Raw genomic sequence first — 20,624 nt, 5'->3', positions numbered from 1 at the left:
ACAACAGGTTAACTGTAAGGTTATTACGGGTTAACGAAGGTTTTTTTCACACGCGCTGAACGCTTGAAATAGGGAACCAGAAGCGCCGCCGCCAAAAGCGGAAAGAGCAACTGGCGAACCGCCAGCGCGTCGGAAACCGGTGAAAAAGCAAAGGCTTTGATCGCCAGCAGCACGGAAATGAGCAGCCAGATAATGTAGTGTTTGGGCACACTCTGACGACGCTTAAAGAAGGCAATGGTCAGCCACAGCGTGTAGTACCACATGGCAATTGCGAAAACGAACGACACGAACCACAGGGTAATATTAAGCACACTTTGCGACATCAGGGTCTGAATGGCATGAGGCGTAATCAGTGCAGTGGTATAAAGCAGCAGCGCCAGCGAGGCGCTTAATAAGGCAATCAGCAGCCATGCCAGGGGGGCGATTAACCAGCCTCCAATTTTTTCACCAGCCGATGCGGTCATGTTCTCTCCGATGAGTTTGCGCGAAATGTTCTACAGAGATTTGCAGGGCGGAGAGTATATAACATTTCGCGCGGATGGCTACCTTCTTATAGTACGTAACGCCATACCGACTTAGGCACTTCGCCGACGTTAAAGAGACGGCCGCCGGAGACCAGTTCAGCACGACGGTGATCGGCTGCGCGGTACATATTGATGATTTCCTGATTATCTGACAGCGTGTAGTTCAAATGGTCAAACAGTTTTTCCAGGCTCTCAAGCGAATTGATTTTACGAAATTTTAATAAATAGTCCTGAACTGTCATTTTAATAAGTTTCCATATAAAAGTGAGTAATACCTCTGAAGGTAATTCGTTCGGATAATAAACGGATTAATAAAGACGTAAACTGCCCACTCAGGTAATGCGACGAAATTAGGAGTTTTCTTTAAAGAAAGAATCAGGCATCAGATGATGCCTGGAAGAGAGGTTAACCTTGTTCACCACGGCTGGCAATATGCCACTGACACATTATGTCACTCACCGGCGGGCGGGCAGGCTACTTCGGTTGCACGGCAGCGACAGGCTCCGGAGGCTGGTAGTTATCAATGTGGCTGGCAACGCCGAGCAAAATGACCGAAACCCCCAGGACAATCCATCCTGCTAATTCAATGATTCGATTAATAATTGACGTCATAATTCGCGTTTGTAATTTATCCTTAAATACAGATGACGAATGTTACAGCGCGTCATGCGAGTCGGCAAGGGGTTTGGGTATCGTTCCCGTATCCACTCTCATTAGGTTACATTTATTTAACAAAGACTACCGGCACAGGATGCTATTTTTAGTGAAGGGATACGGAATTACGCTGCCGGACGCGCATAAAGCCAGTGTGAAATACGTTCATGACGTGAGAGGGTAGCACTATGAGTGAAAACATCCGTGTCGGCCTTATTGGGTATGGGTACGCGAGTAAAACATTTCACGCGCCGCTGATTGCCGGTACGCCCGGCATGTCCCTGGCGGCAATTTCAAGCAGCGATGCAGCCAAAGTGAATGCCGACTGGCCTGTGGTGCCGGTGGTTTCTGAGCCTAAGCATCTGTTTAATGACCCCAATATCGATTTAATTGTGATTCCCACGCCAAACGATACCCACTTCCCACTGGCAAAAGCCGCGCTCGACGCGGGTAAGCATGTGGTGGTGGATAAACCCTTCACCGTGACGTTGTCACAGGCGCGAGAGCTGGACGCGCTTGCGCGCAGTCTCGGGCGGCTGCTGTCGGTGTTTCATAACCGCCGCTGGGACAGTGATTTCCTCACCGTCAAAGCGCTGATCGCGGAAGGCACGCTTGGGGAAATCGCCTCGTTTGAATCCCACTTTGATCGTTTTCGCCCTCAGGTGCGTGACCGCTGGCGCGAGCAGGCGGGGCCGGGGAGCGGCATCTGGTACGATCTGGCTCCGCACCTGCTCGATCAGGCGGTGAATCTCTTTGGCCTGCCCGTGAGCATGACCGTCGATCTGGCGCAGCTCCGGCCCGGGGCGCAGACCACAGATTACTTTCATGCCATTCTTAGCTACCCGCAGCGCCGTGTCATTCTTCACGCCACTATGCTGGCGGCGGCGGAGTCTGCACGCTATATCGTTCATGGCACGCGGGGAAGCTACGTTAAATTTGGTCTGGATCCGCAGGAAGAACGCCTCAAAAACGGCGAGCGGTTACCGCAGGAGGACTGGGGCTACGATATGCGCGATGGGGTGCTGAGCCGCGTGGAAGGGGAAGCGCTGGTGGAAGAGACCCTGCTGACGCTGCCCGGTAACTATCCGGCATATTACGCGGCCGTACGCGATGCGTTAAACGGCAACGGCGAGAATCCGGTGCCGGCGAGCCAGGCGATACAAATTATGGAGCTTATCGAGCTGGGAATGGAATCTGCCAAACATCGCGCAACGCTCTGTCTGGCTTAATGTTTTGTTGGCCGGGCACGCGTCAGCGCTGCCCGGCAGAGGGCTTACGCGTGCGCCACTTTATCGCGCAGCGCCTGCTTCTCTTCCTGCGTCAGGAAGGCCATTTCCAGTCCGTTAATCTGGGCCTGACGGATCTGGTCGCGGCTGAGGCCAGCCTGTGGGGCGGCGACCGAGTATTCGTGAATGATATCGACACCCTGTACCGCCGGGTCATCGGTGTTCAGCGAGGCCAGTACGCCGTGCTCAAGGAAGGTTTTCAGCGGATGGTGCGCCAGCGTCGCCACGGTGCTGGTCTGGATGTTGGACGTCAGACAGGATTCAATCCCGATGCGCTGCTCAGCAAGGAAATCCATCAGAGCACGGTCTTCAACGGCTTTCACACCATGACCAATACGCTCTGCGCCCAACTCGCGAATAGCCTGCCAGATACTTTCCGGGCCCGCTGCTTCACCCGCGTGAACCGTAATGTGCCAGCCCGCATCGCGCGCACGGTTAAAGTGGGAGAGGAACAGGCTGCCGGGGAAGCCCAGCTCATCACCGGCCAGATCGATGGCGGTGATCTGGTCACGATGCGCCAGCAACGCGTCCAGTTCCTGCAGACAGGCGGCTTCCCCAAAGGTACGGCTCATGATGCCAATCAGACGAGCCTGGACATCAAAGGCTTTACAGCCTTCCTGGACGCCAGCAATAACGGCTTCAACCACACCGTCAACGGGCAGGCCGTGGGTCATGGCCATATAGCCCGGCGAAAAGCGCAGTTCGACATAGTGCAGGCCGTTGCGGGCGGCGTCTTCAATGTTTTCAAATGCCACACGGCGACAGGCGTCCAGCGAGGCCAGCATTTTCACCCCCCAGTCCAGTTTGCTCAGGAAGCTCACCAGGTCAGGTTCGTTTGAGGTGACCTGCACGTGCGGGATCAACGCGTCCAGCGTGTGAGCGGGAAGGGTTAAATTGTACTGGCGGCCAAGATCGAGGATGGTTTGGGCACGAATGTTACCGTCAAGGTGACGATGAATATCAGTTAATGGCAGGCGTGTATCAATCATGGTCGCACTCTTTTTCTGGTTAAAGTGCGACACATTATAAAAACAAAACGGGGTAAAAAGCTATTTGCGCAAGGGAAAATTCCGTTGCGCAAACGAATTACCGCAGAGATCGGATGCCGTTGATCAGCCGCTGAACGCCTTGCTCCAGCTTGCTGCGTGAACACCCTGCATTGAGGCGCACGAATCCTTTACCCTCTTCGCCATAGGTATATCCCGGCATGATGGCGACTTTTTGCTGCTCGATCAGCACCTTTTGCAGTGCATGTTCATCAATAGCCAGTGGACGCAAGTCGATCCAGGCGAGATAGGTTGCGTCGGGCGGCTGCCAGCCTAAATTCGGAAATGCGCGGTGCAATTCCTGCGCGACATAGTGCAGGTTTTGCTCAAGATAGCTGCGCAACGCGTCAAGCCAGGGTTCACCCTGCTGGTACGCTGCAATGTGCGCGGTCAGGGCCAGCACCGAAGGGGAAGAGAGTCCATCCCGGCCTTTTAGCGCGCTGAGATAAGCCTCCCGGCTGAAATCGTCACCTATCAGGCCGTAAGCGCCGGTCAGTGCCGGAATGTTGAAGCTTTTCGAGCCTGAGGTCAGCAATGCCCATTTTCCGCGAGCGACCTCGTTCCACGGCGTATGACGATTTTCGTCCCAGACCATATCCATGTGGATTTCATCGCTAATCACCGCCACGTCATAGCGCGCGCAGAGATCCGCCATGTGGGCCAGCTCGTCGCGCGTCCACACCTTACCGGTCGGGTTCTGCGGGCTGCACAGCAGCAGTATTTTGTTTTGCGGCTGGGACAGCGCCGCTTCCAGCGCAGCCATATCGCCCTGCCAGCCCTCTGGCGTTTTTTGCATGGCGACAGGCACAACGCGGCGCTGGTTACCTTCAATTGCTTTATAAAACGCATCGTAGGCGGGGGTATGTACAACCACGCCGTCTCCGGCGTGAGACCAGATACGAATCAGCTCCGACACCATGTAAATGACCGACGGGCCATACACAAGGGTATCGGTGTCGATCTGGCTGTTAAAACGCTGCCGGAACCAGTGAGCCACGGCGGCCAGAAATTCATCATTCTTCCAGCGGCTGTAGCCAAACACGCCATGGTTGATGCGCTGATGCAGTGCGTCGGTAATGCAGGGCGCCGTGGCGAAATCCATATCCGAGATGGTGAACGGCAGCAGGTCCGCGGCCCCGAAACGGTCGGCAACATAATCCCACTGAGTACACCAGGTGCCGTGGCGATCCACGACGGTAGAAAAATCAAACATAACGTCGATCCTTAAAGTAAAACCCCCTCACGCAGAGGGGGTTGGCATTACGCTTCGACTGTCCGCATAAGGGTAGCCAGTTCGTCTTTCACGGACTGGACCTGCGGGCCGATAACCACCTGCAAATTGTGCTGATTTAACTGTACCACGCCAATCGCCCGGTTGGCTTTCAATGCGTTAGTGTCGACTTTAGACATATCCGCCACCGACAAACGCAGACGGGTGATGCAGTTATCCAGCGAGGTGACGTTATCCGCACCGCCCAGCGCCGCCAGAATGGCAGGGGTGTTATAGCCGGATTTGCCCACGGTGCCCGCGACCGCCTGTTCAACGCTGGTGGCGTTATCCGTATCACGGCCCGGCGTTTTCAGGTTAAAGCGGGTGATGGCGAAGCGGAAGATACCGTAGTACACCACGAACCAGATGGCTGCCACCACCGGCACCAGATACCACTTGGTGGACAGACCGTGCAGAATACCGAACACCACGAAATCAATAACGTTGCCGTCGGTGTTACCAATGGTCACGCCCAGCACGGCCATCACGGTGAAGCCAAGACCCGTCAGCACGGCGTGAATGAGATACAGCACCGGCGCGACGAACAGGAACAGGAATTCGAGTGGCTCGGTGGTACCGCCAACAACGCAGGCGATCACGCCGGAGATCAGCAGGCCTTTAATTTTATGACGATTTTCCGGGCGTGCGCAGTGGTACATTGCCAGCGCAGCACCAGGCAGGCCGCCCAGGAAGGCAGGCATTTTACCCTGTGACAGGAAGCGCGTGGCGCTCTCAGAAAAACCGTGCGTCGTCGGGCAGCTCAGCTGCGCCTGGAAGATGGTCAGCGCGCCGCTAACGTCATGTCCGCACACGTCCATGGTGCCGCCCGCTTCGGTAAAGCGAATCAGAGCCACCAGGATGTGCTGCAGGCCAAACGGCAGCAGCAGGCGCTCACCGGTACCGAAGATCATCGGTCCAAAATCACCCGCGCCGTTAATGATGCGGCCAATGCCGGTGATACCCATCGCGAAGACCGGCCAAATCAGCGGAATAATCAGGCCAAACAGACCCATGACGACGAGGGTGATAATCGGAACAAAGCGCGTACCGCCGAAGAACGCCAGGGCATCAGGCAGACGGATATTGTGGAAGCGTTCATGCAGCATCCAGATGATCACGCCCGCAATGACCGCACCGAGGATCCCGGTATCGATGGACTGAATGCCGATCACGCTCTGAATGTTGTTCGCTTTCAATACCGCAGCGTCGGTGGTAGGCAGAATGCCTTTCGCGGTCAGCCAGAAGTTAACCGCAAGGTTCATCACTGCATAGGCGACAAAGCCTGCGAATGCCGCAACGCCTTTATTTTCACGCGCCAGGCCGAGAGGGATGGCAATACAGAACATCACCGGCAGGAAGCTGAACGCGAAGGAGCCGACCTTGCTCATCCAGATGAAGATCGCCTGCAGCACAGGATTGCCAAGGAAGGGGATCAGCGTGATCACATCGTGACTGCTGAGCGAGCTGCCGATCCCGAGCATAATCCCGCAGAAAGAGAGAAGTGCCACGGGCAGCATAAAGGTTTTACCCAGTTGCTGGAAAAATTCCCACAGCGATATTTTTTGTGCTGCTTTCGCCGTCATAAAACGACTCCTTAATGATAAAATAAATGACTTGCTTCAATGCTGCGAGAAGATAAAACGTTTTATCAAATTTTTGTGCGCGCTAAATCACATTCTCAGGCTTTAGCTGGTAGTATAAAGAGAATGTATTGATAAAACGTTTTACCGATCTCATTTCAGGGAGTTTCGCCAACCCATGGCTGTAGCGAAAAAAGTCACCATCAACGATGTCGCGCTCGCGGCGGGCGTTTCCGTGAGTACCGTTTCACTGGTGCTGAGCGGGAAAGGTCGCATCTCGTCTGCGACGGGTCAGCGCGTCAACGAGGCCGTTGAGCAGCTCGGGTTTGTGCGTAACCGCCAGGCCTCGGCGCTGCGCGGAGGGCAAAGTGGGGTGATTGGTTTGATCGTGCGTGACCTGACCTCGCCGTTTTACGCCGAGTTGACCGCCGGGCTAACCGAAGCGCTTGAGGCGCAGGGGCGGATGGTCTTGTTGCTTCACGGCGGGCGCGAGCCAGAACAGCTGCTCTCCAGGCTCGACATGCTGCTGACCCAGGGCGTTGATGGGGTTATCGTCGCGGGCGCATCGGGCGTGGGCAGTGAATTGTGCGAGCGCGCCGCCGAAAAAGGCGTTCCGCTGGTGATTGCCTCGCGCGCAAGTTATCTCGATGAGGCGGATACGCTGCGCCCGGACAACATGCAGGCGGCACAAATGCTGACCGAACATCTTATCCGCCGTGGACACCAGCGTATCGCGTGGCTGGGCGGTAAAAGTTCGTCCCTGACGCGTGCCGAGCGGGTCGGCGGCTACTGCGCTACGCTCATCAAATACGGATTGCCGTTCCACAGCGAGTGGGTCGTGGAGTGCGAATCCAGCCAAAAGCGCGCGGCGGAAGCGATGGGGACGCTGCTGCGCAGTAACCCAACCATTAGCGCCGTGATTTGCTATAACGATGTGATTGCGATGGGTGCCTGGTTCGGCCTGATCCGCGCCGGTCGCCAGAGCGGTGAGGGCGGCGTTGAAACGTTCTTTGGGCATCAGGTGGCGCTGGGGGCCTTTGCGGATGTCGGGGAGAACGCACTCGACGATCTGCCGATTGTCTGGGCCACGACTCCTGCGCGTGAGATGGGGTATACCCTAGCGGACAGGATCATGCAGCGCATCGAAAATACCGATGTCCAGGCCGGACACCAGATTGTGGCGGCGCGGCTGGTGACGGCGAAGTAGTTGCGCTTGCACGGCCCGGATCTACAGGCCGGTTGAGGCGCAGGTGTCATCCGGCAAGAAAAAACCCCTCATGCGAGGGGTTTTAACATTTACTGCTGCGGTACCGCCGGAGCGGGCGCTGGCGTAGCCGGTTCAGGCATACCCAGCGTCGGCATACCAAACATACCCACAAAGTCCTCCAGCGGCATTTTGTTGCCGTTGAGGGTGACCTGGCCGTTCGCGTACTGCAGGCTGGTGGAAATGGTATTGTCCTCCACCTTCGTGATACGGAACATCTGGCCCATTGCCGCCAGGCCTTTCACCTGCTGGTTAGCCAGTTTGCCCGCATCGTCCTCGCCGTAGCCTTCGAGCTTCGCAATTTGCGTCATAAACTCGGTAGCCATATCCATCGGGATTGTCAGCTTGCTGTCGAGTGACTTCACGCTGCGATCCACTTCCTGCGCCAGCGTCTGTACTTCACCCGTCGCGGTGGCCGGATCTTTCAGGAACAGCGACAGATTGAAGTTGGTCTCGCCTTTGCCATTTTTCCAGCTCAGTGGCGCAACGGTGATTACCGGTTCGCCTTTCAGCAGGATCGGCAGGTTATTAAACAGCACCGCCATCGCCTGCTGCTGGTAAGCCTGCGGATTCTGTTGCAGCGCAGCATCGCTCAGCAGGGCCTGACTCTCTTTGCTGTATTTCTGGCTAAATTCGTGCCACGCCTGACCGTCAATATTGCCGATTTTCAGCGACAGTTTTCCGGTACCCAGGTCCTGATTCTGCACTTTCAGGCTTTTCAGGCTGTAGTCCAGCTGCGTATTGATGCTTTTGCCGTCTTTAGACACATCGGATTTGCCGTCCAGATCCATGCCTTCCAGCACGGCCATCTCTTTGCCTTCAACCGCAATGGCGATTTTATCAAGGCTCAGTTTCTGGTCGCCAATACGCTCATCAAAATCGGTCATCCGGCTGTTGCCGCTGGCTTTCAGGTTATTGAAAGTAAGCTGGACCTTCTGGTTGTATTCATTGACGGAATTCACCAGGCCGCTTTCTGCATCCCCGGTCAGGGAGACATTCTTACCGTCACGATCGGCATCAAGCTGGAAATTACCGCCGCTAAAGGCAACTTTATCGGTGCCTTTTTCATAGTTCAGCGCTTTCAGGTCGATATCGGAGCGGGTGTCTCCGGCATAGCTGATGCGGGTATTGATCTCAAACGGAGAGGTGTTTTTCGCCATATCAAACAGCGGTTTCGTCACCTCATTATTAACCAGTACGGTTCGTGCTGATGCCATGGATGGGATCAAATTAAACGTCTTCAACTGCGCCAGCGGGAAGGGACCGTGGCTGACCACTTCGTCCAGCACGACGCTTTGACCCGGTTTCAGCCAGGCGTTCTGGTTACCGGCAACCGGCTTCACGACCACCTGCATATGGCTGGTAAAGACGCCACGCTTATAGTCCTGATAGCTCAGCTCCAGGCCTGCCTCAGGCGCGCTGCGCTTAATCTCGCTGTTTGCCTGGGCCATCATCTCTGCCAGACGGCTTTCCAGTTGTTTCCCGGTATACCAGGAAGCTCCCGTCCAGATCACGCCTAAAGCTACAATCACTCCTACCGCTACGACCGATTTTTTCATTGCGATTATCCCTAAAATGAAACCAGGCGGTGAAAACCGCCTGGTGATACAACGCCTGTTACTAGCTTAGCAAGAGTTGTTAAAAAATTCAGTAAGTCCCTAAAGCTTATTGAAAACGCGCGCCAGACGGCCCTTACCGCTAATGCTTACCGGAGACTCGTTTGCCGCCACGAAGGCCGACTCGCCGGGTTTCAGCGCCAGACGCTGCTCGCCTTTATGCAGCGTCGCTTCGCCTTCCACACAGAACAGGATCGCCGCGCTCTCTTGCGCAATGGCGGTTTCGTCTGCGCTAAGATCGTGCAGGGAGAACGCAAAATCGTCTACCGGGATTGGGAAGTCCAGCTCTGCGCCATTCTTCACCGGCTGGGTCAGCAGCTCGGCGGCGGGTTTCGCCACAAATTTAACGTTGGCAACCAGTTCCGGGATGTCGATGTATTTTGGCGTCAGGCCGGCGCGCAGCACGTTATCCGAGTTCGCCATGACCTCAAGCGCCACACCCTGCAGGTAGGCGTGTGGGGTTTCGGCAAACAGGAACATCGCTTCGCCCGGATTGAGCTTCACCACGTTCAGCAGCAGCGGAGAGAACAGGCCGCTGTCGTCCGGGTAGAACTCAGAAATAACGCGGATAGCATCCCACGGCTCGCCCTGCTGGTCGTTCAGCGCGGCTTTGAGGATCGCCAGCGCGTGCGATTTCTCCTCACCCTGCATGTTGAGCAGGCTGGCAAACAGCTGGCTCAGGCCTTCCGCATTCGGGTTTTCAAGGAAATGCGCAATGGCGTTATTGGCACCCGCGACAGGTTGCAGCAGAGAGATAATCTCTGAAAACTCGCGGAAGGCATTCATCGCCAGGAAAGGGGTAAGGGCGAAAACCAGCTCCGGCTTGTGATTAGGATCTTTGTAATTACGCTCGGCGGCGTCCAGCGGAATACCTGCCGCGTTCTCTTTCGCAAAACCGATTTCGGATGCTTTCTTGTTCGGGTGAACCTGAATGGAAAGCGGCTGGTCGGCGCACAGTACCTTAAACAGGAACGGCAGTTCGCCAAAACGGCTGGCAACTTTATCGCCAAGGAGGGCCGTTTTATCGGCGTCGATGGCGTCACGCAGGCTGCGTACCTGACCGCTGGCGTCCTCAATTTTTGAGCTGCTCTTCGGGTGCGCGCCCATCCACAGCTCTGCCATCGGCAGTTGGTCTGGATTCGCGATACCGTAGAGATCCGTTAACGCAGTTTTACTTCCCCAGGCGTAGTTTTGCACTGAGTTGATGAGTTTTTGCATTATCAAGCCCTGATTCAAATGTGGAATTAACTGCGGGTATTAAAGCAATAAACCGCCCCGAAGTAACCTGCGGATGTAAAAAGTCGTACTAGTCTCAGTTTTTGTTAAAAAATTGTGTAGGATAAGCTAACTCGCTTTTAAGCCGGGCAGCGGAACATCTGCCCTACATAATCAGACCCAAGCAGTAAGTGAGAGAACAATGTCGAACAAACCCTTCCAGTATCAGGATCCTTTCCCGCTCAGCAAGGATCAAACCGAGTATTACCTGCTCACCCGCGATTACGTTTCCGTCTCAGAGTTTGAAGGCCAGGCGATCCTCAAAGTGGATCCGCAGGCGCTGACCTTGCTGGCGCAGCAGGCGTTTCACGATGCCTCTTTTATGCTTCGCCCCGCGCATCAGCAGCAGGTTGCCGATATCCTGAGCGACCCGGAGGCCAGCGAAAACGATAAATACGTTGCGCTGCAGTTCCTGCGAAACTCCGATATTGCGGCCAAAGGCATTCTGCCTACCTGTCAGGATACCGGCACTGCCATTATCACCGGTAAGAAAGGCCAGCGCGTCTGGACCGGCGGCGGCGACGAAGCCGCGCTGGCGCGTGGTGTGTATAACACCTATACCGAAGACAACCTGCGCTACTCGCAAAACGCCGCGCTTGATATGTATAAAGAGGTCAACACCGGCACCAACCTGCCAGCACAGATTGACCTCTACAGCGTTGACGGTGACGAGTATAAATTCCTCTGCATCGCCAAAGGCGGCGGTTCAGCCAACAAAACCTACCTCTACCAGGAGACCAAAGCGCTGCTTACCCCAGGCAAGCTGAAAAACTATCTGGTCGAGAAAATGCGTACCCTCGGCACGGCGGCCTGCCCGCCGTACCACATCGCTTTTGTAATTGGCGGGACGTCAGCCGAGAGCACGCTCAAAACCGTTAAGCTGGCGTCGACGAAATACTACGACGGCCTGCCGACCGAAGGGAACGAGCATGGTCAGGCGTTCCGCGATGTGCAGCTCGAACAGGAACTGCTGACGGAAGCGCAGAATCTGGGGCTGGGCGCGCAGTTTGGCGGGAAATACTTTGCCCACGATATTCGCGTGATTCGTCTGCCGCGCCACGGCGCATCCTGCCCGGTGGGCATGGGCGTCTCCTGCTCGGCGGATCGTAACATCAAAGCGAAGATCAACCGCGACGGCATCTGGATCGAAAAACTGGAGAATAACCCGGGTAAATATATCCCTGAATCGCTGCGTAAGGCGGGCGAGGGGGAAGCGGTTCACGTGGACCTGAACCGTCCGATGAGCGAGATTCTGGCGCAACTGTCTCAGTATCCGGTCTCCACGCGCCTCTCCCTGAACGGAACGATCATCGTTGGACGTGACATCGCCCATGCGAAGCTCAAAGAGCGTCTGGATAACGGCGAAGGGCTGCCGCAGTACATTAAAGACCACCCAATCTACTACGCCGGTCCGGCGAAAACGCCAGAAGGCTATGCGTCCGGCTCGTTAGGCCCAACCACGGCGGGCCGTATGGACTCGTATGTCGATCAGCTGCAGGCCAACGGCGGGAGCATGATCATGCTCGCTAAAGGCAACCGCAGCCAGCAGGTGACCGATGCCTGCCACAAGCACGGTGGCTTCTACCTCGGGAGCATCGGCGGCCCGGCAGCCGTGCTGGCGCAGGGCAGCATTAAGAGCCTGGAGTGTGTGGAGTACCCGGAACTGGGTATGGAAGCGATCTGGAAAATTGAAGTGGAAGATTTCCCGGCGTTCATCCTGGTGGATGATAAGGGCAATGACTTCTTCAAACAGATCCAGTCTTCCCAGTGTTCGGCGTGTGTGAAGTAGTCTGACTACATTACCCGGCCTACATTCTCGTGGGTCGGGTAAGGCGAAGCCGCCACCCGACATCAAAAAGAGCGCACAAAGCGCCATAACGTTTCTCAGAAGTCATCAATACTTATCAATACTTATCTCTTAAGCATGTGAGCAATCCCATCTTGATAATCAAGGAGAAAGTAATGACAACGCATCGCCGCGAGAAAGATTCGATGGGCGCAATCGACGTCCCGGCTGACAAGCTATGGGGCGCGCAGACCCAGCGTTCGCTTGAGCATTTCCGCATTTCAACCGAGAAAATGCCCGTCTCGCTGATCCAGGCGCTGGCGCTGACCAAGCGTGCAGCAGCCAAAGTTAATCAGGATTTAGGCCTGCTGGAGGCCGGGAAAGCCCGTGCCATCATTGACGCCGCAGACGAAGTGCTGAAGGGGCAACATCCCGACGAATTCCCGCTTGCCATCTGGCAGACCGGTTCAGGCACCCAGAGCAACATGAACATGAACGAAGTGCTGGCGAACCGGGCAAGCGAGCTGCTGGGTGGCGTTCGCGGGATGGAGCGCAAGGTTCACCCGAACGACGACGTCAATAAAAGCCAGAGTTCTAACGATGTCTTCCCGACGGCGATGCACGTGGCCGCGGTGATCGCCCTTCGCGAGCAGCTGATCCCGCAGCTGAATGTGCTCAAAACCACTCTCCACGAAAAAGCGCAGGCGTTCCGCGATATCGTCAAAATTGGACGTACGCACCTGCAGGATGCCACGCCGTTGACCCTTGGCCAGGAGATCTCGGGCTGGGTGGCGATGCTTGAGCACAATCTCAAGCACATCGAACACAGCCTGCCGCATCTGTCGGAGCTGGCATTAGGCGGCACGGCGGTAGGCACAGGACTGAATACCCATCCGGAGTATGCGGTACGCGTGGCAGAGGAGCTGGCGGCCATCACCGGGCAGGCGTTCGTCACCGCGCCGAATAAGTTCGAAGCGCTGGCGACCTGCGATGCACTGGTTCATACCCATGGCGCACTAAAAGGGTTGGCGGCATCGCTGATGAAAATTGCCAACGACGTGCGCTGGCTGGCATCAGGCCCACGCTGCGGTATCGGTGAGATCGCTATTCCGGAAAACGAACCGGGCAGCTCGATCATGCCGGGCAAGGTGAACCCAACCCAGTGTGAAGCCATGACCATGCTCTGCTGTCAGGTGATGGGCAACGACGTGGCCGTCAACATGGGCGGCGCATCCGGCAACTTCGAGCTGAACGTCTATCGCCCGATGGTGATTCACAATCTGCTGCAGTCTGTACGTTTGCTGGCGGACGGCATGGAGAGCTTCAATGAGCACTGCGCGGTGGGTATCGAGCCGAATCGCGAGCGCATCGGCCAGCTGCTCAATGAGTCGTTAATGCTGGTTACGGCGCTCAACACCCATATCGGCTATGACAAAGCGGCTGAAATCGCCAAAAAAGCCCACAAAGAGGGGCTGACCCTGAAAGCCGCGGCGCTGGCGCTGGGTTACCTGACGGACGCCGAGTTCGACAGCTGGGTCCGCCCGGAAGAGATGGTCGGCAGTATGAAGTAATCACGTCGCCACATACAGGTGCAGCCGTGGAATGATCAGCTGCAGCGGCTGCGCCTGCGGTTTATAGCGATGCTGAATGTTGTCGGCATCGTAGTTCAACAGTTCGCCAATGTCCGGCACCACCGCCCCCTGCTCACTGTCGTAAAGCGCGATAAGCGGCGTTGGGCAGGCGTACTGCACCTGCTTTTGTTGTCCCGAATACCAGACGCGGGCGATAGGTTGTACCTTCACCGGGCGCTTTATTTTAAGACGCGTATCTGCCGGTAACGAGGCGATGCTGTGATACTCCTGCTCCAGGCGTTCTATCCACTGCTCGCGCGACCAGGGGGCGACCGTGCGCGGGGCTTTCAGGCTCTTCTCCAGCATGTCCAGCACCTCGTTACGGGTGAAGTTTTTAATGATGTGCTTGTTGGCCCAGCCAAAGCGGAGCGTGGCGGGGTGGCGCAGCGCCGTGAGCGTGCGGTACGCATTCAGGGTAATTAACCCCGGTAGCTGGCGGTGAACCCATTCGAAGCGGGCGGCGGGTGCCAGCCCGGACTCCACGGTCACGATTTTCTCAAAGGCGTTTTTCAGGGCATTGATGCGCTGAATGTGCGCCTCCAGCGCTTCACGCGTAGTGGTATCCGTTTGCAGACAGATCACGCCCGGCAGGCGCACGGCCGCCTTGCTGCTACGCTGCTCGGATTGTTGCTGGATAAACAGGCGGCGATAGTGCTGAAGCGCGAGCGTCAGCGCACTTTTGCCGACGTGCTGCGTCACCTCAATGGTTTGCAGCGGGTCGTGTTCCGCCCCTTTTGCCACATCGGGAAGCGAAAACACGCGCGCCGCCAGCAGGCGACACGCCTGTAAATGTTCCGTCAACGTCAGCAGTTCATGCTCAATACTCCGGAACGTGGCGTTGAGCCGTTCGATGAGATCGTAAGTCGCCATAATCACTCTCATTAGTTACAACATACTTATGGTATAGCACAGCACGCCCGGTCAGGCCAGCGTGCGGTTTAGGTCAGGCAGGGACGGGAAGGGGGATAGTGTGGTACACCGGCCAGCTAAAGCAGAAGCGCGCGCCGCCGAGGGGGCTGTCATCGCAACGCACCGTGCCGCCCATCGCCTGCGCAATTGAGTGAACAATCGCCAGCCCCAGACCGCAGCCGCCCGTGGCGCGATCGCGACTCGGATCGAGGCGTACAAAAGGTTCAAAGACGTTTTCGCGCTCATCGGGGGCAATGCCAGGCCCATCGTCCTCAACCGTCAGGCTCGCCTGGTTGCCCTGCAGATCTAAACTGATTTGCAGAGTGTGCTCGCTGTAGCGCAGCGCGTTGTTCATCAGGTTATCCAGCACGCGCTCCATCAAGCGCATGTCCAGCGCACCATAATCGCCTGGCGTGACGGCGGTTAACAGTGTGCGCTGGGGATTCACGCTCTGCACATCATCAATATGCGTTTGCAGCCAGACGGGCAGGTCCGGCGTAGTGAGGTGCAGTTCGTTTTGCGGACGGTCGAGCCGGGCATAGGTGAGCAGTTCCTCTATCAGCGCTTCAAGCTGACCGATGTCGCGGTTAAGCGCCAGGGACTCCGCCTCGGTGAGGTTTTCGCTCATCTCCAGCCGGTAACGCAGGCGGACCAGCGGCGTGCGTAACTCGTGAGCAATGCCGTCGATAAGCTGCTTTTTACTCGCAATCAGCGCGTTAATGTTATCGGCCATCTGGTTAAAGGCGATCCCGAGGCGATCGAAGCTGGAGCCGCTGTCGAAGTGAATGCGCTCGGTAAAATGCCCCTCGCCAAAACGCTGCGCGGCGGTTTCAAGCTTTAGCATGTCCTGCCAGTGCGGACGCATCCAGATAAAGACCGGGAAGGCCAGCGAGATGGCAATGAACGCCAGCAGCGCCATGTCCAGCAGCCGCATCTGGTGCAAAAAATAGAGATAGGGAACCGGGCCAACGGCCAGTACGTAATGGCTGCGCGGAATGCGCTGAATGAAGGTGTACTTTTCATCAAGCGCCACGATATCGCCATCCCGCAGGCGCTGGAGGGCTGGCGCGTCTAAATCAAAATTCTTCAGCGGCTCAATGCGTAAATCAAACGACAAATTGAGATCCAGTTCTTTCAGGGTTTTTGCCCAGTCGTGAGGGGGAATTTCACGCAGTTCGCTTCGCATCAGGTAAAGCGAACTTTTCATTAAATCGTCCAGCGACTGTCGGCCAGCGCGTTCAGCGGTGAACTTATACACCAGACCGACCAGCATGGTCATGACCAGGAAGCAGACAAACAGCAGCAGATAAAACTGCACAAAAAGCTTTTTCATTAATGGCACACCACCGAGAAGACCCAGATCCAGCAACCTGTGTGCTGCTATGAAAGCAGGCTTTACGCCTGCTGACAACATTTCTGGTCTCACTGTACCAGAAGACTACGCCTCTCTTGCACTGTGCGCCTGCAACCGGACAGGACGATTAATGTTTGTTGCGGTTCGTGCTCATAATTAATGGATTCGTCGCAAATCCGTGTGGACATTTTCGTGCGTTGCAATGCATCGCATAGGAGCATATTTCTTCGTGCTGATTTTTATTGAACGGGCAGGCCATCTTGTTTTTGATTTCATTCCACAGCATTTCGTTATAAGGAGACACGTTGTATAAGGAGATAGGGCTATAAATTCCATTGATAAACACACCCTTTTTTGTTGGGTATATTCTGTCCCCAGGGTACAAATACACATCGCTTTCGTACCAGATGATCAGCTTCAGAAACTTAAGTCCCAAAATGCTCGAATAAACAATTCCCGTATTCGGACAAATGATTGAGCTGATTACTCTCCATGACATCGCTGTACCTCTACCATTAAAAAATTTTGAGCTTATAAGGTTTAGCATGCGATTCAGATTTCGGCAATTATCTAAGTTGTTGAAAATGATCACTATTTTTTAATTTTTGGACGGTTATCCTTTGTTTTCATAGGGATAACATTAAAGCCAGGTTTATGTGCTTACAAAAATTTAACGATTTTACGAATTGAATGCCTGAATTTTGATCGATAAAGTTGAAAAGTAAATGCAAAATATATTCTATGTGAAAACATCAATTGATTAGATATTCTTTCGCTTGCGTTACAGAGCATGCGGATAATAGACAGGTATTGTTACTTCTGTTGCGGTTTTGTCGAGGTAATATAGGTTGGTTTTAGGACTAATCTTACCGTGAAGTGATGGTTTCGCGCGGAAATATTTTCGCTTGCCACACATGAAAACGGTTTTGCTTGAACATTCTGGCCTGTACGAGCCAGGCTGAATAAGAGGTGAAAACCGGCAATGCGCATTCAAAATGCGTAGATTCTGAATGCGCTGAAATAAACAGGATCAGGTTTCCCAGGCATGCGGGGCAAAAAGATAGCCTTTATTGCGCACGGTTTTAATGCGGTAAGGTTCAGTGGCGTTATCCAGCAATTTCTTACGCAGGCGTGAAATGGCCACGTCCACGCTGCGGTCCATTCCGTCGTAACTGACGCCGCGCAGGTTTTTGAGCAACGCATCGCGGTCCATGATCTGTCCGGCGTGCGTCGCGAGCTCCCAGAGCAGGTCAAAATCTGCGGTTGAGAGGGCGATTGGCTCTCCGGAAAGCAGTACCTGACGATTGACGGGGTCGATAGAGAGCGTACCGAATCGCATCGTCTTATGCGGCGTCAAGGATGATGCAGCCACTTCGCGTTCTTGGCTGGCTCGCTGGCGAAGATGAAGGCGCAGGCGCGCGAGCAGCACGGCTGGCGGCGTCGTTTTGAGGATATAGTCATTAGCCCCCATCTCCAGCGACAAAATGTGGTTCATGTCACTGTCGAGCGAGGTCAGCAAGACGATAGGGCCGTCCCATTGCGCACGCAGATCCCGGCACAGCGTCATGCCGTCCTTGCCGGGGAGCATGATGTCCAGCAGCACTAAATCGGGGTTTTCTCGCAAGATCACCTCTTCGGCGCGGTCGCCGCGAGGCTCAACAATGACGTCCATATCATGTTTACCCAGGTAAGCGGCAATCAGTTGCCCGACTTCGGGTTCATCCTCTACATAAACAATCTTATTCATACTGCGTCTGTTATCGCGAAAAAAGCCAACATACACCGCACAACCTTAACCTTCCATATACTCTTTCACTATTAACGCCAGTTTCGTTATCCTGCCTGACATTGTTACTTGAATGTTATAGGAAAAAGTATGGGGCTGGTGATGAAGGCTGCGCTGGGCGCGCTGGTGGTGTTACTGATTGGCGTGCTGGCAAAAACGAAGAATTACTATATTGCCGGGTTAATTCCCCTGTTTCCGACCTTTGCGCTGATCGCGCACTATATCGTCGCCACCGAGCGGGGCAATGACGCGCTGCGCAGTACAATTGTTTTCGGGATGTGGTCGATTATCCCTTATTTCCTCTACCTGCTGTCGCTGTGGTATTTCACCGGCTTTCTTCGTCTCCCTCTGGCGCTGAGCGGGGCAGTGGTATGCTGGGCGCTCAGCGCCTGGGTGCTGATCTTCTTCTGGAGCCGCTTCCACTAGCGTAGCGGGCGTCCACCGTCCACGGCGAATGTTCTGCCAGTGACGTAGCAGCTGGTGAGCAGATAATCGATAAGGTCGATGATCTCTTTTTCACCCGGCGCAATTTTCATCAGCGACTTGTTTAGCGCCTGCTGGCGGTACTCAGCGTCGTCACCCTCATTGAATAAAATCATCGACGGGGCGATGGCGTTAACTTTGACTTCGGGGGCCAGCTTGCGGGCAAACGAACGCGTCATGTTATCCAGCGCCGCTTTGCTTGCCGCATAGGCTATGTGCTTGTCACTACCACGCTCTACGACGTAATCGGTGAAGTGGATAATGTCACCCGCGGCATGCCCGTGGCCGCGCAGTAAATCCTGTAACGCGTGGTTAAGCAGATACGGGGCGTTGACGTGGATTTGCATCATGCAGGAGAGCGTGTCGCTGAGCGATGTACCGGGCTTTTCAGCAAGCCACGCGCTGGCGTTATGAATGATGGCGCGCAGACCCTGAGTGGTTGATTTCACCGTCTGAGCAAAGGCCAGTATTCCCTCATCCGTTGAGAAATCTGCCTGGATGCAAATTGCCCCGGATTTTCTCAGCTCCTCAATCGCGGGATATTCGTTGCGGTAGCTCACGATCACCGGCTGGCGGAGGTTCAGGAAATGATGGGCGAGGGCGAGGCCGATGCGACGGCCTGCGCCGGTAATCAGTATTGGGCGATGCGGTGTTTGTCCCATCGTGTTTTCCTTTACAGTTCAACAACGGGACAAACAGCGTTATCCCATTAACATCCACGTTGCCGGTACGGCAGCCATTAACAGCAGCCCGATCAGCACCATCTCGCGGCGTTTGAGCGCATTATCAAGCTGATGGGTACGACGCGCGTAGATAAACACCAGCAGACCCGGCGCATACAGCACCACCGACAGCAGCAGGTGCATAGGACCGGAAGCATACAACAGCCACAGGCCGTAGAGACAGGCTCCGACACCTACCGCATAGTGAGCCGGACGGCTGGCAATTTTCAACAAATACGCACCCACTAAGAAATAGGGTACCAGAATCATTTCAGAGGCGATGGTCAGCAGGGTGTTATAGTCTGAACCTGTGAGCCAGATCAGCACCAGACAGACCTGCACGCTGATGTTTGTCAGCCAAAGCGATGCCGATGGCGCATTGTTCTTATTCTGGCGGGCAAAAAGACGCGGGAACGCTTTGTGCGTTGCGGCCAGGAATGGCACTTCTGCCGCCATAATCGTCCAGCTCAAATATGCCCCGCAGACCGAGACAATCAGCCCGGCTGCGATGACCACATCACCCCATGGACCAAGCATTTTGACCATCAGGCCCGCCATCGACGGATTACGCATCCCGGCCAGTTCCGGGCGAGCAACCACGCCAAGCGACAGAAGCGTTACAAGAAGATAGACGCCCAACGCCGCCAGTACGGCCAGCAGGGTAGCACGGCCAACATCGCGCTTGTTACGCGCCCGCGCAGAGACCACCACCGCACCTTCAACACCGATAAACACCCACAGGGTAATCAGCATGGTGTTTTTCACCTGCTCCCAGACGGGTACGCCGAGCGCAACGCCGGAGAAATCGAGCGTGAAAACGTCAAGACGAAACGCGATAAACGCCAGGACAACAAACAGGCCTAGCGGCACCAGCTTCGCCAGCGTCGCGACCAGGTTGATGCTGGCCGCGGTCTGGACGCCGCGCAGTACCAGCCAGTGGACCACCCACAGCAGGACCGAGGCACCGACAATGGATTGCCAGGTGTTCCCGTCGCCGAACAGACGCAGTTCTGGAGTATCGGTAAAGAAACTGAGGGCAGAGAAGACGATCACCAGATAGGAGACGTTAGCGATGACCGCACAAAGCCAGTAACCCCATGCGGAACAGAAGCCAATCAGCTCCCCGAAGCCTTCGCGTGCATAGGTGAATATCCCACCGTCCAGGTCCGGTCGGATACGCGTCAGCAACAGCATGGCAAAGGCCAGCAATAATATCCCGACCCCGGTGATGCCCCAGCCAATCAACAGTGCCGCAGGGCCTGCGACTGCCGCCATATTCTGCGGCAAACTGAATACGCCCGCGCCCAGCATTGAGCTCAATACGAGTGCAGTTAAAGCACTCAGGCCAAGTTTCTTTTCCATTGGCTTCCTGTTATGAAAGGTCCAAATCCAGAATAATTATTTCGCTAAGGCGCATAAAAATGGTGGATCACACTAA

19 protein-coding genes are annotated in these 20,624 nt (G+C 55.3%); 5 read left to right on the top strand and 14 right to left on the bottom strand.

Going from position 1 to position 20,624, the window contains the following annotated elements:
• Positions 1 to 23 precede the first annotated feature (23 nt).
• The 3 genes from I6L58_RS02730 to blr all read right to left on the bottom strand — a co-directional run bounded on the left by I6L58_RS02730 (position 24) and on the right by blr (position 1,124).
• The gene (locus I6L58_RS02730; protein WP_088207404.1) at positions 24 to 464 is read right to left on the bottom strand and encodes a DUF2569 domain-containing protein; all 441 of its coding nucleotides are present in this window, start codon (positions 462 to 464) and stop codon (positions 24 to 26) included.
• A gap of 86 nt (positions 465 to 550) precedes the next feature.
• The gene (ydgT, locus tag I6L58_RS02725) at positions 551 to 766 is read right to left on the bottom strand and encodes a transcription modulator YdgT (protein ID WP_006174966.1); all 216 of its coding nucleotides are present in this window, start codon (positions 764 to 766) and stop codon (positions 551 to 553) included.
• A 232-nt stretch (positions 767 to 998) separates the two neighbouring features.
• On the bottom strand, positions 999 to 1,124 hold the full coding sequence (gene blr, locus I6L58_RS02720) for a division septum protein Blr (protein WP_171007377.1): 126 nt from the start codon (positions 1,122 to 1,124) through the stop codon (positions 999 to 1,001).
• 242 nt (positions 1,125 to 1,366) lie between these two features.
• Between blr and I6L58_RS02715 the strand changes: the two genes are divergently transcribed.
• Complete coding sequence (locus I6L58_RS02715; RefSeq protein ID WP_088207403.1) at positions 1,367 to 2,407, top strand: oxidoreductase; 1,041 nt, start codon at positions 1,367 to 1,369, stop codon at positions 2,405 to 2,407.
• Positions 2,408 to 2,451: 44 nt separating this feature from the next.
• Here the strand turns inward: I6L58_RS02715 and add are convergent, their stop codons facing one another.
• From add to malX, 3 genes are all read right to left on the bottom strand, one after another.
• Entirely contained in the window at positions 2,452 to 3,453 is a 1,002-nt protein-coding gene (add, locus tag I6L58_RS02710) for an adenosine deaminase (RefSeq protein WP_058608921.1), read from the bottom strand.
• A 97-nt stretch (positions 3,454 to 3,550) separates the two neighbouring features.
• A complete protein-coding gene (locus I6L58_RS02705; protein WP_088207402.1) occupies positions 3,551 to 4,723 on the bottom strand; it encodes a MalY/PatB family protein in 1,173 nt (390 codons plus the stop codon).
• Between the two features lie 47 nt (positions 4,724 to 4,770).
• Entirely contained in the window at positions 4,771 to 6,363 is a 1,593-nt protein-coding gene (gene malX, locus I6L58_RS02700; protein ID WP_088207401.1) for a maltose/glucose-specific PTS transporter subunit IIBC, read from the bottom strand.
• A 175-nt stretch (positions 6,364 to 6,538) separates the two neighbouring features.
• Between malX and I6L58_RS02695 the strand changes: the two genes are divergently transcribed.
• Positions 6,539 to 7,567: a Mal regulon transcriptional regulator MalI gene (locus I6L58_RS02695; protein ID WP_088207400.1), complete on the top strand. Its 1,029-nt coding sequence runs from the start codon at positions 6,539 to 6,541 to the stop codon at positions 7,565 to 7,567.
• 89 nt (positions 7,568 to 7,656) lie between these two features.
• Here the strand turns inward: I6L58_RS02695 and I6L58_RS02690 are convergent, their stop codons facing one another.
• Both I6L58_RS02690 and manA read right to left on the bottom strand, forming a co-directional pair.
• Entirely contained in the window at positions 7,657 to 9,183 is a 1,527-nt protein-coding gene (locus I6L58_RS02690; protein WP_088207399.1) for a YdgA family protein, read from the bottom strand.
• A 99-nt stretch (positions 9,184 to 9,282) separates the two neighbouring features.
• On the bottom strand, positions 9,283 to 10,458 hold the full coding sequence (gene manA, locus I6L58_RS02685) for a mannose-6-phosphate isomerase (protein WP_088207398.1): 1,176 nt from the start codon (positions 10,456 to 10,458) through the stop codon (positions 9,283 to 9,285).
• Positions 10,459 to 10,657: 199 nt separating this feature from the next.
• Between manA and fumA the strand changes: the two genes are divergently transcribed.
• Positions 10,658 to 12,304, top strand: a complete 1,647-nt coding sequence (gene fumA, locus I6L58_RS02680) for a class I fumarate hydratase FumA (protein ID WP_006174975.1) — start codon at positions 10,658 to 10,660, stop codon at positions 12,302 to 12,304.
• Positions 12,305 to 12,477: 173 nt separating this feature from the next.
• The gene (gene fumC / locus I6L58_RS02675) at positions 12,478 to 13,872 is read left to right on the top strand and encodes a class II fumarate hydratase (RefSeq protein ID WP_058608916.1); all 1,395 of its coding nucleotides are present in this window, start codon (positions 12,478 to 12,480) and stop codon (positions 13,870 to 13,872) included.
• On the opposite strand, the gene tus is transcribed toward fumC, so the two are convergent.
• The 4 genes from tus to rstA all read right to left on the bottom strand — a co-directional run bounded on the left by tus (position 13,873) and on the right by rstA (position 17,942).
• Positions 13,873 to 14,802, bottom strand: a complete 930-nt coding sequence (tus, locus tag I6L58_RS02670) for a DNA replication terminus site-binding protein (RefSeq protein ID WP_042319685.1) — start codon at positions 14,800 to 14,802, stop codon at positions 13,873 to 13,875.
• A 73-nt stretch (positions 14,803 to 14,875) separates the two neighbouring features.
• A complete protein-coding gene (rstB, locus tag I6L58_RS02665; RefSeq protein WP_058608915.1) occupies positions 14,876 to 16,174 on the bottom strand; it encodes a two-component system sensor histidine kinase RstB in 1,299 nt (432 codons plus the stop codon).
• Positions 16,175 to 16,322: 148 nt separating this feature from the next.
• Positions 16,323 to 16,694 (bottom strand): anti-adapter protein IraM, encoded by a 372-nt coding sequence (gene iraM / locus I6L58_RS02660; RefSeq protein ID WP_042319690.1) that lies wholly within the window; start codon positions 16,692 to 16,694, stop codon positions 16,323 to 16,325.
• A gap of 531 nt (positions 16,695 to 17,225) precedes the next feature.
• Entirely contained in the window at positions 17,226 to 17,942 is a 717-nt protein-coding gene (gene rstA, locus I6L58_RS02655) for a two-component system response regulator RstA (RefSeq protein ID WP_006174981.1), read from the bottom strand.
• A gap of 129 nt (positions 17,943 to 18,071) precedes the next feature.
• Between rstA and I6L58_RS02650 the strand changes: the two genes are divergently transcribed.
• Entirely contained in the window at positions 18,072 to 18,407 is a 336-nt protein-coding gene (locus I6L58_RS02650; protein WP_088207397.1) for a GlpM family protein, read from the top strand.
• Here the strand turns inward: I6L58_RS02650 and folM are convergent.
• Positions 18,404 to 19,126, bottom strand: a complete 723-nt coding sequence (gene folM / locus I6L58_RS02645; protein ID WP_088207396.1) for a dihydromonapterin reductase — start codon at positions 19,124 to 19,126, stop codon at positions 18,404 to 18,406. The two genes, I6L58_RS02650 and folM, sit on opposite strands and share 4 nt — an antisense overlap.
• 39 nt (positions 19,127 to 19,165) lie before the next feature.
• Positions 19,166 to 20,548 carry an amino acid permease gene (locus I6L58_RS02640; RefSeq protein ID WP_088207395.1) on the bottom strand — a complete coding sequence of 461 codons (1,383 nt, stop codon included), beginning with the start codon at positions 20,546 to 20,548 and terminating at the stop codon, positions 19,166 to 19,168.
• Positions 20,549 to 20,624: the final 76 nt, after the last annotated feature.

It is taken from the genome of Enterobacter cancerogenus (assembly GCF_019047785.1).
Classification (GTDB): domain Bacteria; phylum Pseudomonadota; class Gammaproteobacteria; order Enterobacterales; family Enterobacteriaceae; genus Enterobacter; species Enterobacter cancerogenus.
The sequence above is the reverse complement of the archived record's forward strand: the minus strand, read 5'-3'. Positions and strand labels throughout refer to the sequence as shown.

Excerpts from the sequence above, each read along its gene's own strand:
- I6L58_RS02730 (WP_088207404.1), bottom strand. The coding sequence starts at position 464 with ATGACCGCATCGGCTGGTGAAAAAATTGGAGGCTGGTTAATCGCCCCC.
- ydgT (WP_006174966.1), bottom strand. The coding sequence starts at position 766 with ATGACAGTTCAGGACTATTTATTAAAATTTCGTAAAATCAATTCGCTT.
- I6L58_RS02715 (WP_088207403.1), top strand. The coding sequence starts at position 1,367 with ATGAGTGAAAACATCCGTGTCGGCCTTATTGGGTATGGGTACGCGAGT.
- add (WP_058608921.1), bottom strand. The coding sequence starts at position 3,453 with ATGATTGATACACGCCTGCCATTAACTGATATTCATCGTCACCTTGAC.
- I6L58_RS02705 (WP_088207402.1), bottom strand. The coding sequence starts at position 4,723 with ATGTTTGATTTTTCTACCGTCGTGGATCGCCACGGCACCTGGTGTACT.
- malX (WP_088207401.1), bottom strand. The coding sequence starts at position 6,363 with ATGACGGCGAAAGCAGCACAAAAAATATCGCTGTGGGAATTTTTCCAG.
- I6L58_RS02695 (WP_088207400.1), top strand. The coding sequence starts at position 6,539 with ATGGCTGTAGCGAAAAAAGTCACCATCAACGATGTCGCGCTCGCGGCG.
- I6L58_RS02690 (WP_088207399.1), bottom strand. The coding sequence starts at position 9,183 with ATGAAAAAATCGGTCGTAGCGGTAGGAGTGATTGTAGCTTTAGGCGTG.
- manA (WP_088207398.1), bottom strand. The coding sequence starts at position 10,458 with ATGCAAAAACTCATCAACTCAGTGCAAAACTACGCCTGGGGAAGTAAA.
- fumA (WP_006174975.1), top strand. The coding sequence starts at position 10,658 with ATGTCGAACAAACCCTTCCAGTATCAGGATCCTTTCCCGCTCAGCAAG.
- fumC (WP_058608916.1), top strand. The coding sequence starts at position 12,478 with ATGACAACGCATCGCCGCGAGAAAGATTCGATGGGCGCAATCGACGTC.
- tus (WP_042319685.1), bottom strand. The coding sequence starts at position 14,802 with ATGGCGACTTACGATCTCATCGAACGGCTCAACGCCACGTTCCGGAGT.
- rstB (WP_058608915.1), bottom strand. The coding sequence starts at position 16,174 with ATGAAAAAGCTTTTTGTGCAGTTTTATCTGCTGCTGTTTGTCTGCTTC.
- iraM (WP_042319690.1), bottom strand. The coding sequence starts at position 16,694 with ATGTCATGGAGAGTAATCAGCTCAATCATTTGTCCGAATACGGGAATT.
- rstA (WP_006174981.1), bottom strand. The coding sequence starts at position 17,942 with ATGAATAAGATTGTTTATGTAGAGGATGAACCCGAAGTCGGGCAACTG.
- I6L58_RS02650 (WP_088207397.1), top strand. The coding sequence starts at position 18,072 with ATGGGGCTGGTGATGAAGGCTGCGCTGGGCGCGCTGGTGGTGTTACTG.
- folM (WP_088207396.1), bottom strand. The coding sequence starts at position 19,126 with ATGGGACAAACACCGCATCGCCCAATACTGATTACCGGCGCAGGCCGT.
- I6L58_RS02640 (WP_088207395.1), bottom strand. The coding sequence starts at position 20,548 with ATGGAAAAGAAACTTGGCCTGAGTGCTTTAACTGCACTCGTATTGAGC.